General features: G+C 57.5%; 13 protein-coding genes and 1 pseudogene. 5 read left to right on the forward strand and 9 right to left on the reverse strand.

All coding sequences use genetic code 11. The annotated features are described in order from the left end of the window. Nucleotides 1-10 precede the first annotated feature (10 nt). Nucleotides 11-886, forward strand: a complete 876-nt coding sequence (gene tsf, locus AC0L4F_RS06590) for a translation elongation factor Ts (protein ID WP_244686656.1) — start codon at nucleotides 11-13, stop codon at nucleotides 884-886. 387 nt (nucleotides 887-1273) lie between these two features. Here tsf and AC0L4F_RS06595 read toward each other — a convergent pair whose 3' ends face one another. Together AC0L4F_RS06595 and ilvD are read right to left on the reverse strand one after the other, a co-directional pair. Further along, nucleotides 1274-2035, reverse strand: a complete 762-nt coding sequence (locus AC0L4F_RS06595; protein ID WP_244686658.1) for a helix-turn-helix transcriptional regulator — start codon at nucleotides 2033-2035, stop codon at nucleotides 1274-1276. A gap of 162 nt (nucleotides 2036-2197) precedes the next feature. Then, the gene (gene ilvD / locus AC0L4F_RS06600; protein ID WP_244686660.1) at nucleotides 2198-4033 is read right to left on the reverse strand and encodes a dihydroxy-acid dehydratase; all 1836 of its coding nucleotides are present in this window, start codon (nucleotides 4031-4033) and stop codon (nucleotides 2198-2200) included. Between the two features lie 166 nt (nucleotides 4034-4199). On the opposite strand from ilvD, the gene AC0L4F_RS06605 reads away from it, so the two are divergent. The 4 genes from AC0L4F_RS06605 (at nucleotide 4200) to AC0L4F_RS06620 (ending at nucleotide 10153) form a co-directional block, all read left to right on the forward strand. Beyond that, a complete protein-coding gene (locus AC0L4F_RS06605; RefSeq protein ID WP_244686663.1) occupies nucleotides 4200-4679 on the forward strand; it encodes an acyl-CoA thioesterase in 480 nt (159 codons plus the stop codon). A 367-nt stretch (nucleotides 4680-5046) separates the two neighbouring features. Continuing rightward, entirely contained in the window at nucleotides 5047-5916 is an 870-nt protein-coding gene (locus AC0L4F_RS06610; RefSeq protein ID WP_244686665.1) for a COG3904 family protein, read from the forward strand. Between the two features lie 192 nt (nucleotides 5917-6108). Then, nucleotides 6109-7470: an ISNCY family transposase gene (locus tag AC0L4F_RS06615; RefSeq protein WP_244686667.1), complete on the forward strand. Its 1362-nt coding sequence runs from the start codon at nucleotides 6109-6111 to the stop codon at nucleotides 7468-7470. Nucleotides 7471-7876: 406 nt separating this feature from the next. Beyond that, nucleotides 7877-10153, forward strand: a complete 2277-nt coding sequence (locus tag AC0L4F_RS06620) for a calcium-binding protein (RefSeq protein WP_244686669.1) — start codon at nucleotides 7877-7879, stop codon at nucleotides 10151-10153. A gap of 79 nt (nucleotides 10154-10232) precedes the next feature. Here the strand turns inward: AC0L4F_RS06620 and AC0L4F_RS06625 are convergent, their stop codons facing one another. The 7 genes and pseudogenes from AC0L4F_RS06625 to pstC all read right to left on the reverse strand — a co-directional run bounded on the left by AC0L4F_RS06625 (nucleotide 10233) and on the right by pstC (nucleotide 17192). Continuing rightward, on the reverse strand, nucleotides 10233-10691 hold the full coding sequence (locus AC0L4F_RS06625) for an RbsD/FucU family protein (RefSeq protein ID WP_348524069.1): 459 nt from the start codon (nucleotides 10689-10691) through the stop codon (nucleotides 10233-10235). A 52-nt stretch (nucleotides 10692-10743) separates the two neighbouring features. Then, a complete protein-coding gene (locus AC0L4F_RS06630; protein ID WP_244686672.1) occupies nucleotides 10744-11970 on the reverse strand; it encodes an acyl-CoA dehydrogenase in 1227 nt (408 codons plus the stop codon). Between the two features lie 165 nt (nucleotides 11971-12135). Beyond that, nucleotides 12136-12825 (reverse strand): phosphate regulon transcriptional regulator PhoB, encoded by a 690-nt coding sequence (phoB, locus tag AC0L4F_RS06635; RefSeq protein ID WP_244686674.1) that lies wholly within the window; start codon nucleotides 12823-12825, stop codon nucleotides 12136-12138. Nucleotides 12826-12828: 3 nt separating this feature from the next. Further along, nucleotides 12829-13548: a phosphate signaling complex protein PhoU gene (phoU, locus tag AC0L4F_RS06640; RefSeq protein WP_244686677.1), complete on the reverse strand. Its 720-nt coding sequence runs from the start codon at nucleotides 13546-13548 to the stop codon at nucleotides 12829-12831. Nucleotides 13549-13558: 10 nt separating this feature from the next. Further along, nucleotides 13559-14359 (reverse strand): phosphate ABC transporter ATP-binding protein PstB, encoded by an 801-nt coding sequence (gene pstB / locus AC0L4F_RS06645; protein WP_244686679.1) that lies wholly within the window; start codon nucleotides 14357-14359, stop codon nucleotides 13559-13561. 24 nt (nucleotides 14360-14383) lie between these two features. After that, nucleotides 14384-15723: pseudogene (pstA, locus tag AC0L4F_RS06650) on the reverse strand (phosphate ABC transporter permease PstA). Next, nucleotides 15720-17192, reverse strand: coding sequence for a phosphate ABC transporter permease subunit PstC (pstC, locus tag AC0L4F_RS06655; protein WP_244686681.1), 1473 nt, complete (start codon nucleotides 17190-17192; stop codon nucleotides 15720-15722). Before pstC ends, pstA begins: the two are co-directional and overlap by 4 nt. Nucleotides 17193-17257: the final 65 nt, after the last annotated feature.

Genomic DNA, 17257 nt, shown 5'->3' on the forward strand with positions numbered 1-17257 from the left:
GAGAGCCGATATGGCGATTTCTGCGAAGCAGGTGAAAGAACTGCGCGAGATGACCGGCGCCGGCATGATGGATGCCAAAAAAGCGCTGACCGAAGTTGACGGCGACATCGAAGCCGCAATCGACTGGCTGCGGACCAAGGGTCTGGCCAAAGCGGCCAAGAAATCCGGCCGTACCGCCGCCGAGGGTCTGGTGGCCGTCAATGTCGAAGCAGGCAAGGGCGTCGCGGTTGAAGTGAATTCGGAAACCGATTTCGTTGGCAAGAACGCTGAATTCCAGGAAATGGTGTCGGGCATTGCCACCGCCGCGCTTGGTGTGTCGGATGTGGTTGCGCTGGCCGCGGCTGATCTGAACGGCAAAACCGTTGCTGACACCATCACCGACAAAATTGCCAAAATCGGCGAAAACATGTCGCTGCGCCGCATGTCGTCGCTCGAAGGTGCGTCGGTTGTGTCCTACGTCCACAACGCGGCTGCGCCTGGCATGGGCAAAATCGGTGTTCTGGTCGCGCTGTCCGGCGAAAACGAAGCCTTTGGCAAACAGGTTGCAATGCACATTGCCGCCGCCAACCCGGCATCGCTGTCCGAAGCCGACCTTGACCCGGCCGTCGTGGAAAAAGAGCGTTCGGTTCAAATCGACATCGCACGTGAATCGGGCAAGCCCGAAGCCGTGATCGAGAAGATGATCGTGGGCCGCATGAAGAAATTCATGAGCGAAGTCACACTGCTGAACCAGGCGTTTGTCATCGACCCCGACAATACCGTCGAAGCGGCCGCCAAAGCCGCTGGTGTGGAAATCACCGGGTACGTTCGTCTGGAAGTGGGCGAAGGCATCGAGAAAAAAGAAGAAGACTTTGCAGCAGAGGTTGCCAAGGCCGTTCAAGGCTAAGGCGGCATTTGTTTGCTGGGTTCCCCGGGATTTCCGGGGGGCCAAAAAGATTGCGGAGCTGGCTGCGACGGCCAGCTCCGCTTTTGTTTGGGCCACCCCTGACTATTGGGGATAAGACGAAGCGACCCAATTGGCCGGTCTGACGCTTAAAATACACACCAAACCGACCTCCGGTTTCCCGGGCAGAACCGAGGAGCCTTGAAATGACAAGGGCACTGTCCTGACGTTCCCTGGCTAGAATTGCCACCACTCACGGAACATCTGTAATGTGCCTTATTTCCCTTGGGTAATGAAGTCCGGTTTTCCTTACCAAAGGCGGCAGATACCCGCCAAAGCGCTTTGACAAGGTGACAAATGCCGTAATGAAATCAGGTCAGTACCGCCGGATCAAAGATCCAGCACGAACATCTGGTTCTGAAAGGCCGCTTTGAGCACGGCCTGGGCCGTGGTTTCGACGTTCAGCGCCTCGCGCGCGAGGCGGAGGTGTTTTTCCACCGTTGCAGCGGTCAAGCCCATCAGAAGCGCAATGTCCTGGGTTGTCTTGCCATCGCCGACCCATTCCAGCGCTTCACGTTGGCGCGGGGTCAAAGGTTTGCCCGCAACCGTAAAGGGCAGGGTGAGGATCTTGAGATGTGCGACATTGTTCATTGTCACGATGTCATCGCCATGTTCGGCCCAGACTTCATCGGCGTCTGATTGGCTCATCCCGTTTCGCGCCGTCAGGGCAATCGCCCCTTTGGAGCGGACCGAAACGGCCTTGAATGAAATCGTATATCCGACCGTCACGCCCATTTTCTGATTGAACTGAACGACCGCCATTTCCGGATCTGTCAGCGCACCCTGTCTTGCCAGGTCACCAACCATGGTCCAACTGGCCACACCTTCGTGGTCCATCGCCCAACGGGTCATCGGCGCGTTTTTATACAGCTCATTGCCGAGGAATTCGTCCGTATAGCTGGGGTCATGATTGGTCAGCATCAGAAAATCATTGGGATCGCCCAGTGATTTTTCCGTGCGGTAATAGGTGAACCCATAGAGCAGGCGGTCAAAGCCGTATTCCGCCATCTTGCGGCTGTGCATGTCCCACAACGCTTCGATCGTTGGGGAATTCGTCAGATCCAGGAGATATTTGTTCCGGGACTTTGTCATGCAGTCAGCTCCTGTCGCGCAGTCCCCGAATGCGGCGGGCTGGACCGGGACATGCGCAAAATAGTGAAACGCCTAAGGGTATTAGACATTTCACTGCTTTTCTGTCCAGACAATTGCGGTGACAATTGCCCCAGGGACAAGAAATCCTGCCCGATTGGGATATTAATCCACCACCCGAACCGCGCCGCGCGCCGCCGAGGTGGTCAAAGCCGCATAAGCCTTGAGCGCGGTTGTGATCTTGCGTTTGCGGGGGCTGACCGGTTTCCAACCTTCGGCGTCGCGTTTTTCACGCCGGGCCGCCAATTCGGCATCATCCACCGCCAGATGGATCGACCGGTTTGGAATGTCGATTTCAATCTTGTCGCCATGTTCGACCAGCCCAATGGTGCCGCCTTCGGCCGCCTCTGGCGAGACATGGCCAATGGACAGCCCCGATGTGCCGCCCGAAAAACGACCATCGGTCAAAAGCGCGCAATCCTTGCCCAGACCTTTGGATTTCAGATAGCTGGTCGGATAGAGCATTTCCTGCATGCCCGGACCGCCGCGCGGACCTTCGTAGCGGATGACCACCACGTCGCCGGCCTGGACCTTGCCGGTCAGAATGTCATTCACCGCCGCATCCTGGCTTTCGCAGACATAGGCCTTGCCGGTGAATTGCAGAATGCTGGCATCGACGCCCGCGGTTTTCACGATACAGCCTTCTTCGGCGATGTTGCCAAACAGAACGGCCAAACCGCCATCCTGGCTGAAGGCATGTTCCTTGGACCGGATCACCCCACCTTCGCGGTCGGTGTCGAGCTCCTTGTAGCGGTTTTCCGTGCTGAAGGCCTGGGTCGTGCGCACGCCGCCGGGGGCCGCTTTGAACAATTGTTCTGCATCCGGGTTGTTGGCAACCTTGATGTCCCAGCGCGCAATCGCCTCTGCCATGGTGGCGGAATGCACGGTCGTGGTGTCACCATGCAAGAGGTTCGCCCGATAAAGCTCTCCAAGGATTGAGAAAATCCCGCCAGCGCGGTGCACATCTTCCATATGCACGTTTTCGATATTCGGCGCGACCTTGCACAGGCAGGGCACCTTGCGGCTGAGCCGGTCAATGTCCTGCATGGTGAAATCGACACCACCCTCATAGGCAATCGCCAACAGGTGCAATACCGTATTGGTCGATCCGCCCATGGCAATATCCAGGCTCATCGCGTTTTCAAAGGCCGCCATGGTCGCGATCTCGCGCGGCAAAAAGCCCTTTTCTTCAGCGACATAGTGGCGTTTGGTGATCTCGACGATCTTGCGGCCGGCCTCAAGGAAAAGATGTTTGCGGTCTGCGTGGGTCGCCAATGTCGATCCATTGCCCGGCAGCGCAAGGCCCAAAGCCTCGGCCAGACAGTTCATGGAATTGGCGGTGAACATGCCCGAACAAGATCCGCAGGTCGGACAGGCGTTTTCTTCGATATGCTGCACCTGTTCATCGGTCAGCGTTTCGCTGGCCGCGGCCACCATGGCATCCACCAGGTCGATCTTTGTCATTTCCAGATCGGCAATGTCGATCTTACCGGCCTCCATCGGGCCGCCGGATACGAAAATGGCCGGGATATTCAACCGCATAGCAGCCATAAGCATGCCCGGCGTGATCTTGTCGCAATTGGAGATACAGACCATTGCATCCGCGCAATGCGCGTTGACCATATATTCAACGCTGTCGGCAATCACTTCGCGCGAGGGCAGGGAGTAGAGCATCCCGTCATGGCCCATCGCAATGCCATCATCGACCGCGATCGTATTGAATTCCTTGGCCACACCGCCGGCGGCCTCAACCTCGCGCGCAACCATCTGACCGAGATCTTTCAAATGGACATGGCCCGGAACAAACTGGGTAAAGGAATTGACGATGGCGATAATCGGCTTGCCGAAATCGTCGTCCGTCATCCCCGTGGCACGCCAAAGCCCGCGGGCACCGGCCATATTGCGGCCATGGGTCGAGGTTCTGGATTTATAATGTGCCATATCTGGTCCTCCGGTGCCTGGGCTTGGCTTTGCGCTCAGGAACAATATTCAGGGGCCAAAGGCAAGGGGGCTGGGACAAATCCCGCGTCGGAATAGCGCGGTAAAGTCATCCGGATTGCTGTAGCATCGTGATTCATGGATCAGATTGAAATTTGGAGACCCCTGGATGAGCGGCGCACCCACACTTGAAATGACGGTATTGATGACACCGGACATGGCAAATTTCAGCGGCAAGGTCCACGGCGGCGCGTTGTTGAACCTTTTGGACCGTGTGGCGTTCACCTGTTCATCGCGATACTCGGAACGCTATTGCGTGACGCTGTCGGTCGATCAAGTCATGTTCAAAGAGCCGATCAATGTCGGCGAGTTGGTGACCTTCAAGGCGCAAATCAACACCACCGGTCGCACATCCATGGAAGTTGGCATTCGGGTCGAAGCCGAGGATATCCGCACCGGATACCACCGGCACACCAATTCCTGTTACTTCACTATGGTTGCGGTGGATGACGACGGTGGCGCCGTCGCAGTGCCGCCGATCAAGATCACCAGCGAAATTCACGCAAGACGCCAAAGGGCCGCAAACCTGCGCCGAGAGCTGCGGCGAGAGTTTTCCAAGCGTATGAAGGATATTGCGGTCGGATCCTAGCGCTGTGGCGACGTCAAAATGCAGGATCGACCGCGAAGGCCGTGGTAAGACGGCTCTGGATTTGCCAAGGTCCGATGCATGACGGCGGCCGATGTTGGTGCGCCGCGGAACTGGTGAAGACGTCAGTGAATGTCGGGATGAAATGATGCTGCTCTATAACAAGAATTCGGCTTTGCGGGTGCATATACCGCTGTTTCGGACTTTGGCCATTATCATGGTCATCGCCGCAAATCCCGCGTCTGCCGCGCAGCTGGTTGTGAAAACCGACATGGAAATGGGGTGTTTTGCCGAGCTGAATGGCCCGATTACCAAGGGCGACGCGCAGGCCGTCAAAGAGGCCATAGATGCCTATCGCGAAGTCAATGCATTGATTGAGCCGGCCATAGAAGACCCAATGTTCGCCAGCAAAGAGGATCGACTGTGCCTCGACAGCCCCGGAGGATCGCTAACCGAAGGGATCGCATTGGCCCGGGTCTTGACCAAAAATCGGGTCGGGGCGGCGGTTGCGCGCGGGAAATCCTGTTTATCTGCTTGCGCCGTCGCCTTCATGGGCGGTCGGGCATTTATCAGCGAGAAAATCAGCTCCAAGCCGGACCGGATCTTGCATCCCATGGCAAACCTTGGATTTCACTCCCCAAGTTTGGGGATCGACGCGGGCCGATATGATGAACAGGCGGTGAGCAAAGCCTATAGGATTGCGCTGCGAAGTGTTGGGGTCTTGCTCGAACATGCCCCGGAGATTGACTATCCAATATCATTGGTGACGACGATGTTGGCCACACCTCCGGATGAGATGTTCCTGCTCACAACCATTGGCCAGGCGGCGCGTTGGCGCGTCACGGTTGCACCGATTGTGGAGCAATCGGAATTGACCGATGAAACGCTGAAACGGCTCTGTTTCTATGCTGAAAGCGGTGATTTGGATTATCTGGTGGACGGTCGCCAACGTCGGCTTTCTTACACTACGGTTGAGATCACCGAAGGTTCCAAGGCCACCTTGGATGCAAATGGAAACGTGCTTTTTGGCTGGGACACACTGAAGGGCAAGGTAAACACCGGGTTCGGCGATACCTGGCGTGCAGCCTGCAATCTTTTCTACTATCCAATTCTGAAACCGAACACATCGCGCAATTACCCATCCGGGATGGTCACCATTGGCGGTGTGCAAACACTTGTCTGGCCATATCATTTTTTGCCCCATGATATGCTGATTTCTTCAGTTTCGTATCAACGGTAACAAGTCAGACGTTACCGGATCAGCGCCAGGCGTAGGGTAAGGATCCGGTATACTCTCTGTTTCGGGTGTTCACTTTTTAACATAATACCGATTATGGGCTTTAGCGATGTACCCGCAAAGTTAAAGTGTCCCACATCTGCAAAGTAGAAGTGTCACACTCTGCCCCGATGAGAACAGGCAGAGAGTGTGGGCATGGGATGGGTTTTGATGAGCGAGCGCGAGCTGAACCGGGTCGAGGTGTTGAGCCAGGTGAGCCAAGGTCGGATGACGGCGACGACTGCGGCGAACGTTTTGGGATTGAGCCGCAGACAGGTTCACCGGCTTCTCAGGAAGTTCCAATCTGACGGTCCGGCGTCAATCCGGCACAAAGCGCGTGGTCGGGTTTCGAACAATCGGATCGATCCGGCGGTTCGCGAGTTCGCGGTGACACTGGTGCGCGAGAACTACGTCGACTTCGGACCGACCTTTGCGGCTGAGAAGCTCGAGGAAGTTCACGGGCTGAAGGTGTCGCGCGAGACGCTGCGCAAGTGGATGCAGGACGCCGGGATTTGGCTTTCTCGCAAGCAACGCAGGACCTTTCACCAATCACGCCTGCGCCGGGAATGCTTTGGCGAGCTGATCCAGATCGACGGCTCGGACCATCACTGGTTTGAGGATCGCGGGCCGTCCTGCACCCTGCTTGTTTTCATCGACGATGCGACCAGTACGTTGATGCATCTGGAGTTCGTGAAGTCCGAGAGCACATTCAGCTACTTTGGCGCTCTGGAGGCCTACCTGCATGCACATGGACGACCTGTGGCGTTCTATTCGGACAAACACACGGTGTTCCGTGTTGCGAGCCAAGGTGCGGAGTCAGGTCACGGGATGACCCAGTTTGGCCGTGCTTTGAACGAGTTGAACATCGAGATTCTCTGCGCCAACAGCTCTCAGGCCAAGGGCCGCGTCGAACGCGCGAACCGGACGCTACAGGATCGACTGGTGAAGGAACTGCGCCTGGCGAGCATCTCGGACATGACAGCGGCCAATGCGTTCCTTCCGGCTTTCATGAACCGCTACAACACGAAGTTCGCCAAGACCCCACGCCGTCCGGATAACCTGCACCGGCCCCTCAATACCGAACCGGATCGGCTGGCGGATGTGCTGTGCTGGCGCGACGAGCGCTATGTCGGCAACCAATTGGCCTTCTCCTACGACCGGCAGCGCATCATCCTGCAAGAGAACGAGATCACGCGCGGCCTGCCCGGCAAGTATGTCGACAGCTATGAGTACCCTGACGGCCGCTTGGAGTTCCGCTGGAAGGGCGTCTCGCTCCCCTACTCCATTTTTGACAAGGAGCAGCGCGTCACCCACGCCGCGATCACCGAGAATAAGCATCTAAGCGCGGTCCTTGAGCACATCAAGGCCGAGCAGGACAAGGCCCCGCCAAAGAAACGCCGCGCAGGCAAACAGCGCTCTCGCTACAAACCGAATGGACGGCGCAACGATGGCTGGAATTCAAAGCTGGCAAGAGCCGCGAAAGAGAAACACAAAGCCAGCCAGGGCTGCGATATCTGAGGTCTCCGCCCTGTCAGGCTTTGCTACCGTCAGCGCACTTGGTGACATTTCTACTTTGCGGAGCGAGGGACATTTCTACTTGGTTGCAACAAGTGAATGGCACGGGAGCGCGCTACCCTGAAGCGCAACTCCTATTAGAAAACATGCCCAACCCCAAAAGCCCGCATGCCAAAACCGCGGCTCCCCGGTGAACACCGGTCTCCTTCGCATAGTTCCCCCTCCAAAGCACAGGCCGCTGTCTCGTCCGCGCAGGACGCGGCCAACGGCGGTATAGAGATACGCCCTCAAAGAGCCGTTAACCGTACCTCTGCACAGACCCAGAACACTTTTCGGCGTGGTTTCAATATTCCAGTGCTCAGCAAGATTTGCCCGAGCGCATGACTGAAAACGCTACTGGGAGAACGACATGCCGACGAGAACTTTCACGATTTCCGAAGGTCTAAGCCAAATTCACACCTTTGGGGATGGTCCGGAAAACACCCGTAACCATTGGGATAATCTGGACTTTGAGCCGATGTCAGTATTTTCGCATGGCCATCATGCGCGGTCTGGTGGCGGCAACGATACCTTCAATTTCACCAACATTTCGAACGTGTCCGGTGTCGTTGTCGGGCGGATCGAAGACTTTGACATCACCCGCGACGAAATCCGGATCGAGGGTCGGTTGCTCGATCTTAACGATCTGCCAAACAACGTGCGTATCGTTGCCTTTAATGGCGGTCATAACGACACAGGCGGCGAAGATCAGCCATGGTTGTTGATCGAAACGCCCACGGGTGGCCAGATCTTCTACACACTCGAAGGTGCGCGGGTCGACATGAATGACGATGGTGGCTCGAATGGACATACACAAGAGCATCACTTCATTACAGAAGGGCTGTTGCCCGACTTCGACGCCCTGCCCGACATTCGCTACGTAGATCCGCAAAACGTGGTTCCGATCGGGTTTGCACCTGATGGCGGTATCGTTATTCATGACATTGATCGCGACCACATGGACCTGCATCATGCCGTAGAAGGCACCGTGGACGGCGATCTTATCGCGGCGGGTTTGAACGACGATATTGTCCGGGCGCTTGGTGGCAACGACGTCATTTGGGGCGGCAGTGGCAATGACACAGTATCTGGCGGCACCGGTAATGACACGATTTTGGGTAACATCGGCCACGACAATCTGAATGGAGAGACGGGCCAGGATCGGCTCGACGGCGGCATGGGCAACGATGCAATCCGCGGCGGCGGCGGCGACGACGCGGCGTTTGGTCGGTCAGGCAATGATACGATTTTCGGCGGCACCGGCCATGACCGTCTTCTTGGTCATTCAGGCCAGGATCTGCTTGACGGTGGTGTCGGCAATGACACGCTGCATGGCGGCAGCGGTCGCGATTTTCTGACCGGTGGTGCTGGTTCTGATGTATTGTACGGCGGTTCTTCCGGTGATCGGCTTTTTGGCAACGAAGGCGCGGATCGTCTTGGCGGCAATTTGGGTGATGATTTTCTCGATGGTGGCCTGGGCAACGACACTTTGAACGGCGGCCCGGGCAACGACACGCTGAAAGGCGGCAGCGGCCTGGACCGATTGCATGGGGGCGCTGGCAACGACAGGCTGGACGGCGGCAATGACAACGATTTTCTGAGCGGCGGTGATGGAGCTGATGTGTTGCTCGGGGGTGCCATGGACGATGAGCTTTGGGGCGGCAATGGCGCTGACCGTCTTCTTGGGCATTCAGGCCAGGATCGGCTTGACGGCGGTGCCGGCAATGACACGCTGCATGGCGGCAGCGGTCGCGATTTTCTGACCGGTGGTGCTGGTTCTGATGTATTGTACGGCGGTGCTTCGGGTGATCGGCTTTTTGGCAACGAAGGTGCAGATCGTCTTGGCGGCAATTTGGGTGATGATCTACTCGATGGTGGCCTGGGCAACGACACATTGAACGGCGGCCCGGGCAACGATACGTTGAGAGGCGGCAATGACCACGATTTTCTGACCGGCGGTGATGGAGCTGATGTGTTGTTCGGGGGTGCCATGGGCGATGAGCTCTGGGGCGGCAATGGCGACGACCGTCTCTTTGGCAACTCGGGCAATGACAAAATTTACGGCGGCACCGGCAACGACACGCTTTCCGGCGACAACGGGAACGACCGGCTCTTTGGTCATTCCGGCAATGACCGGCTTGACGGCGGCAATGGCAACGACCGGCTGAACGGCGGCGACGGGCGCGATGTTGTGAACGGCGGTAATGGCTCTGACATATTGTACGGTGGTGCCATGGGCGACCGTCTCTCTGGTCATTCCGGCGATGACCGTCTTTTTGGCAATTCAGGCAACGACCAGCTCGATGGCGGTAATGGTGACGACACGCTTGATGGCGGCAACGGAAATGATGCGCTGCATATCCGTGGCGGCGACGACATTGCTACCGGCGGTCACGGTGCTGATACCTTTGTCTTTTTCGGCAACATGATCGAAGACGATGTCATCACCGATTATGATGTTGGCGTCGATGAATTGCACCTTGATGATGCGCTTTGGGGTGGCGGACTTACCGAGGCGCAGGTGATCAACCGCTTTGCCACGGTGGAAAACGGCGATGTGGTGTTTGATTTCGGGGATGGAAATTCCATCACGCTGGATGGTGTCGACAGCACCGCTGGTCTGTCCTCTGACATCGAGATCTTTTGATTTGGCGCGACAAACCTGAACAGTGACATTGCCAAACGGCAAACACTGTTCAGGTTCAACTGCGAAAACGACACTTAACCTATTGAGTTAAAAGCGCCTTCATCTTCAGCTGCCAATCACGCCCTTTTTCAAAATGATATTGCCATACAGCCGGGTTTCGCCGGTCTGCACAACGGCGAAAGAACTTACGTGCGTTGTCATAGAAATCAAATCGTTCCAGTCCCTTGATCTGTGCGGGCGCATCGGCCACGTCATTGATGATCTGTTGAAACTCTTTCACGACTTCCGGGATTGTATCAGGCGCGTCGACCACCTGCATCACATGGGCTGGCGCATCGACATAAGTGTCCAGCGGCATCACGCTCATCACCGCGCGCAAAACATCCGTTGCGCTGATCCCATCCAGACGCACCACTTCGGGCCCGCTGCTTTCAGCCGGGAAATTGGCATCCGCGATGGTAATCGTGTCGCCATGGCCCATCGCGCGCAATGCATAGATCAGATCGGGGCTCAGTATTGGATCAAGTCCGCGCAGCATAGTATTGATTCCTTTAAGTTATATACGGTTGAAGGCTGGGGATCGCCCTGCCCTAGAAAAACGCCTGTAGCCCGGTTTGCGCCCGGCCAAGGATCAACGCATGCACGTCATGTGTGCCTTCATAGGTGTTCACGGTTTCCAGATTGACCATGTGGCGGATCACCTGAAATTCACCGGAAATCCCGTTGCCGCCATGCATGTCCCGCGCCATCCGCGCCATATCCAGCGCCTTGCCACAGTTGTTGCGTTTGATCAGGCTGATCATTTCCGGCGCGGCGGCAGCATCATCCATCAGCCGCCCGACCCGCAACGCGGCCTGCAGGCCAAGGGCAATCTCGGTCTGCATATCTGCCAGCTTCTTCTGGAACAGCTGTGTCCCGGCCAGCGGTTTGTTGAATTGCTTGCGATCCAGACCATATTCGCGCGCCGCATGCCAACAGAATTCTGCGGCGCCCATCACCCCCCAGGCGATGCCATAGCGCGCCCGGTTAAGACAGCCAAACGGCCCCTTAAGCCCCTGGATATTCGGCAAAAGCGCGTCTTCGCCGACCTCGACACCGTCCATCACGATCTCACCCGTGACCGAGGTGCGCAGGGACAATTTCTTGCCGATCTTCGGCGCGCTCAGACCCTTGCAGCCCTTGTCCAGAACAAAACCGCGGATCTTGCCATCATGGGCGTCGGACTTGGCCCAGACCACAAACACATCCGCAATCGGCGCATTGGAAATCCACATCTTGCTGCCGGTCAGCCGATAGCCGCCGTCGATCTTTTCCGCGCGGGTTTTCATACCGCCGGGATCGGACCCGGCATCCGGTTCGGTCAATCCGAAACAGCCGATCCATTCACCGGAGGCGAGTTTGGGCAGGTATTTCTGCCGCTGCGCTTCGCTGCCATAGGCATAGATCGGATACATCACCAGGCTGGATTGCACCGACATCATGCTGCGATAGCCGCTGTCGACCCGCTCGATCTCGCGGGCGACAAGGCCATAGGTCACATAGCCCGCGCCAATCCCGCCATATTCCTCTGGGATGGTGGTGCCCAACAATCCCATGTCGCCCATCTCGGCGAAGACACCTGGGTCGACGGTTTCGGCCTCAAAGGCATCAATCACCCGCGGTGCGAGTTTTTCACTGGCATAGGCGCGGGCGGCCTCGGCGACCATCCGCTCTTCTTCGGTCAATTGATCCACCAGACGCAGGGGATCGGCCCAATCCAGGCGTCCCAGATCGGGGGCATCTTTTGGTTTGAGCGGTGATGGGGCTGAAGAAGACATGAGGCGGCTCCAATATCTTTTGCGCTGGCGCCAACCTAACGCAGAGATATGGCCGAGGAAATCCGCATTTTGATCAAATTTCCAATCGAACAACCGCGATGACAGCCGCAAAGGCTGGAAGAGCGCCCTCTTCCGCCCTTGCAGGCGTCATCGGTTGTGTTCAGATCAGCCCAGGGCATATCCCGCGCCGCGCACCGTGCGCAGCGGATCATTGCCGCCAAACTGGCACAGCGCCTTGCGCAGACGCCCGATATGCACGTCAACGGTGCGGGTGTCGACATAGATGTCGCGCCCCCAGACCCGATCCAGAAGCTGCTCCCGTGTCCAGACCCGACCCGGCTTTTCCATGAAGGTGGTCAACAGGCGAAACTCGGTCGGGCCAAGTTTCAACTGGTTTTCCGATCGTGTCACCCGATGGGTTTCACTGTCCAGAATGATGTCTTCGTATTCCAGACGTTCACCGACACTAGCCGGCCGGGTGCGCCGCAATTGCGCCCGCACACGGGCCATCAATTCGACCACCGAATAGGGTTTGACGACATAATCGTCCGCCCCGGTTTCAAGACCGCGAACCCGGTCCACCTCTTCCGAGCGCGCCGATAACATGATCACCGGCACGCCACGGGTTTCTGCGCGGGATTTCAATCGGCGGCAGACCTCGATGCCCGAAACATTGGGCAACATCCAGTCCAGAACGATGATGTCCGGCGCATCTTCTTCGGCCAACAAAAGCGCCTGTTCGCCGTCTTCGGCCTTGCTCACCCGAAAGCCTTCGGCCTCCAGGTTGTAAGACAGGACTTCGCGTTGCGCCGGTTCATCTTCGACCACAAGGACAGTAGGTTGTTCCGCCGACATTCATTATTCTCCCGGCTGTGGCGACAGCGATTTGTCAGAAGATGTGTTGTCGCCTTTGACACGTTCTTCCGGCAATTCGCCCTCGACCAGAAAGATCACTTGCTCTGCAATCGATGTCACATGATCGCCCATGCGTTCGATGTTTTTCGCAATGAAATGCAGGTGCATGCAGGATGTGATATTGCGCGGATCTTCCAGCATGAAGGTCAGGAATTCCCGGAAGGTCGCATTATACATCTGATCGACGTCACGGTCGCGCTGGATCACATCCGCGGCCAGGGCAGCGTCACGCTGAATATAGGCATCAAGCCCATCTTTCAGCATCAACTCGACCTCGCGCGCCATGCGGCGCAATGCGGCGGTGGCCCCGTCGATCTGTGTCAGCTGCATCAGAACCGAATTGCGTTTGGCCATGTTCTTGGCCAGATCGCCGATCCGCTCCAGATCCGCCGACATCTTCATCACCGACAGGACAATCCGAAGGTCCACGGCGGTCGGCGCGCGCAGCGCGATGACCTGTGCGGCATCTTCGTGAATGGCCTCGTCCAGGGCGTCGATCGCCTTGTCACCCAGACGGACCTTTTCGCCCAGCTCGTCATCACGGGTTTCCAGCGACAGCGCCGCGTTCAAAATCGCCTGTTCGACCAGACCGCCCATTTTCATGATCTGGGCCTGAATGCCTTCCAGATCCCGATCGAATGAGCTTACAATATGCTCTTGCATCGTTCTCTCCTTAGCCGATCCGGCCAGTGATATAGCTTTCGGTGCGTGGATCTTCGGGGTTGGTGAAGATCTTCGGCGTGTCGTCGAATTCCACCAGATTTCCGAGGTGGAAGAACGCGGTTTTCTGGCTGACGCGTGCGGCCTGTTGCATCGAGTGGGTCACAATCACCACCGAATACTGCGAGCGCAGCTCGTCGATCAATTCCTCGACCTGTGCCGTGGCAATCGGGTCCAGCGCCGAACAGGGTTCATCCATCAACAGGACTTCCGGCTCTGTTGCGACAGCGCGGGCAATGCACAGACGCTGTTGCTGACCACCGGAAAGCCCGGTGCCCGGGGCGTGCAGACGGTCCTTGACCTCGTTCCAGATCGCGCCACGACGCAGCGATTTTTCCACGATTTCATCCAGATCTGCCTTGTTCTGGGCCAGACCGTGAATGCGCGGACCATAGGCCACGTTGTCATAGATCGACTTGGGGAATGGGTTCGGCTTCTGGAACACCATGCCGACCTTGGCGCGCAACTGCACCGGGTCGACCTTTTTGTCATAGATGTCTTCGCCGTCGATCAGGATATCGCCTTCGACGCGGCAAATGTCGATGGTGTCATTCATCCGGTTCAGACAGCGCAGGAAGGTCGACTTGCCGCAACCCGATGGGCCGATAAACGCGGTGACGGTCTTGTCTTCGATTTCGACATCCACATCCTTGATGGCATGGGTGTCGCCATAATAGACCTGAACCTTCTTTGCGGCGATTTTCGTCGTATTGGTGGCCACTTTACTCTCCGCGGTGCGAGGTGTGTCATACATGATGTTAATCCTTTCCCGGACCGGTTACCAACGACGCTCGAAGCGGCGACGCAGGATGATGGCGATGATGTTCATTGTCAAAAGGAAGACCAGAAGGACAATAATCCCGCCCCAGGCCTTTTCATAGAAGCTTACATCGGCGCGTGCCGCCCATGTATAGATCTGGGCAGGCATGGCCGAGTTCGGTTCGGTAAAGCGGCGGCGATGCCATCGGGATAGCCGCGCGCCACAAAACCAACCATCCCGATCAGCAACAGCGGCGCGGTTTCACCCAATGCCTGGGCCAGACCGATGATGGTGCCCGTCAGAATACCCGGCATGGCCAAGGGCAGAACATGGTGGAACACCGCCTGCATCTTGGACGCGCCAACACCCAGCGCCGCATCGCGGATCGACGGCGGCACCGCATTCAGCGAGGCACGGGTCGAAATGATGATTGTCGGCAGGGTCATCAGTGTCAGCACCAGACCACCCACCAGCGGCGCCGATTGCGGCAGATGCATGAACTGGATGAACACAGCCAGACCCAGAATACCGAAAACGATCGACGGCACAGCCGCGAGGTTGGAGATATTCACCTCGATCAGATCGGTAAAACGGTTCCGCTTGGCAAATTCCTCAAGATAGATCGAGGCGGCAACGCCAATCGGCAAGGACAGGAACAAGACCACCAGCATCATGAAGAAAGAGCCGACAACCGAGGCACCGATCCCGGCACCACCGGGGTTGTCCACACCGGAATCTGCGCCGGTGATGAAGGTCCAGTTGAAGGAGCCGCGAATGATCCCGGCGTCATGCAGGGCATCCACAAGGTCAAGATCGCTCAATTGCAGGAACCGGCTGTCTTGCAGGGCTTCGCGGGTCACACGGCCGTTGAAGTATCCGTCAACCCGGCTCGATGCCGCCAGCTCAAAGCTGACAGGTTTGCCGATGTCGCCGGGATTGGCCTTGTAATGTTCGCGAATGGTGGCGCCGGTCTTGCCGACAATACGCTCAATCGCACCGGCATCAAAGGCAACCTGCATGCCGCTGGCCTGCAATTGTTCTTCCAGCTTGGCAATGAACAATTGTTCATAGGCCTTGGTCTTGAACAATTCCTTCTCGGCACCGTCGACCTGTTCCTGGCTCAGGTTGAATTCCACATCCAGCACCGTCCGGCTGAAGGCCGGCGCGCCCGAGCGGATGATGGACACAGCCAGCACCACAAGAAAGAAGATGCCAATCAGGATCGCGCCCAGCCCATAGGCCTTGAAGCGGGCCTCGGATGCATTGCGGCGTTTGGTACGGTCGTCCAGAACAGCCAGCGAGGATTTCGGCTTTGCCGCTGGGCCAGCTCCAGGCGTGTTCAGGCTTGCGTCGGTCATTCGTACTGCTCCCGGTATTTGCGCACGATATAAAGCGCGAAGATATTCAGCCCCAGTGTCAGGACAAACAAGGTCATGCCCAGCGCAAAGGCGACCAGCGCCTCGGGCGAGGCAAAGTCGGCATCGCCGGTCAGCTGGCTGACGATTTTTGCGGTCACGGTGGTCATCGCTTCGAAGGGGTTCATAGACAGCCGTGCCGCGGCCCCTGCCCCCAGAACAACAATCATGGTCTCGCCAATGGCGCGCGATGCGGCCAAAAGGATGGCCCCCACAATGCCCGGCAGAGCGGCCGGAATGATCACCTGTTTGATGGTTTCGGATTTGGTCGCGCCCAGACCATAAGATCCGTCGCGCATGGATTGCGGCACCGAGTTGATGATGTCATCGCTGAGCGAGCTGACAAAGGGGATCAGCATGATGCCCATGACCAGACCCGCGGTCATCACCGCAGTCCCGGCCTGCATCCAGCCCAGACCATCGTCACCAAACACACTCAGCAGCAGCGGACCCACGGTCAAAAGCGCGAAGAGACCGTAAACGATGGTCGGAATACCAGCCAGAACCTCGAGCATGGGTTTGGCAATGGCCCGCACTTTTGGCGAGGCATATTCGCTGAGATAGATGGCGGCGAACAACCCGATGGGCACGGCCACGGCAAGCGCCACGATCGAAATATAGAATGTGCCCCAAAGCAGCGGCAGAACACCCAGCTCGGACGAGCCACCCCGACCAGAGAAACTTGGCGCCCATTCCAGCACGGTGAAGAATTCCCAGGCCGGATAAAGACGGAAGAATTCGATGGTGTTGAACACCAGCGACAGAACAATTCCCAAAGTGGTCAGAACGGCGATAGAGGCCGCCGCGACCAAAAGCGCGCGAATGCCGGCCTCGACCACATTGCGGGCGCGGAATGCGGCGGTTGTTTCGCGGAACCCCAGGAACATGCCAATCAATGCAATCGCCACAACCGCGATTGTCATGGCCGTTGTGCCCTGTTGCGAAAGAACACGATACCGCTGTGCGGCATGCATCACCGGTTGGGTGATCTGCGATGTCACGATCTGACCCGCATCTTTCAAACGCTGGGTGACATCGGTGATGTCAGCACGCGCGTTGCGAGCGAATTCCTCGGTCATCACGCCCTGGGCCACTGCGTTGTCCAGCCCGTTGGCGGCGCGGCGCACTTCGGCCATCACCAACCCGCGAGACGAGCTTTCGGGAATGGCGCTGTCGGGCAGCATCTTTGAAACTGTGGAATTGATGTAAAAAGGTTGGGCCAGAAGCCAGACAACCAGCACCACAAAGGCCGGAACCGCCGCTTTCAGCGCCACGTTCCAACCATAGTAGGACGGCAACGAATGCAGATCGCGGCTGTCACCACCTGCGCTGGTCATGGCGCGTGCGCGGCCGATCACAAAGCCGACAGCAGCGATCGCCAGTACGATCAGGAATAGCCAGAATAAAGGCATGTGCCCCCCTTCGGTCTTGTTCGGATAAATGTCCAAAAAGGAATGGGGGCGGCAGAAACGCCGCC

This window comes from Marinovum sp. J2-8 (assembly GCF_055808435.1).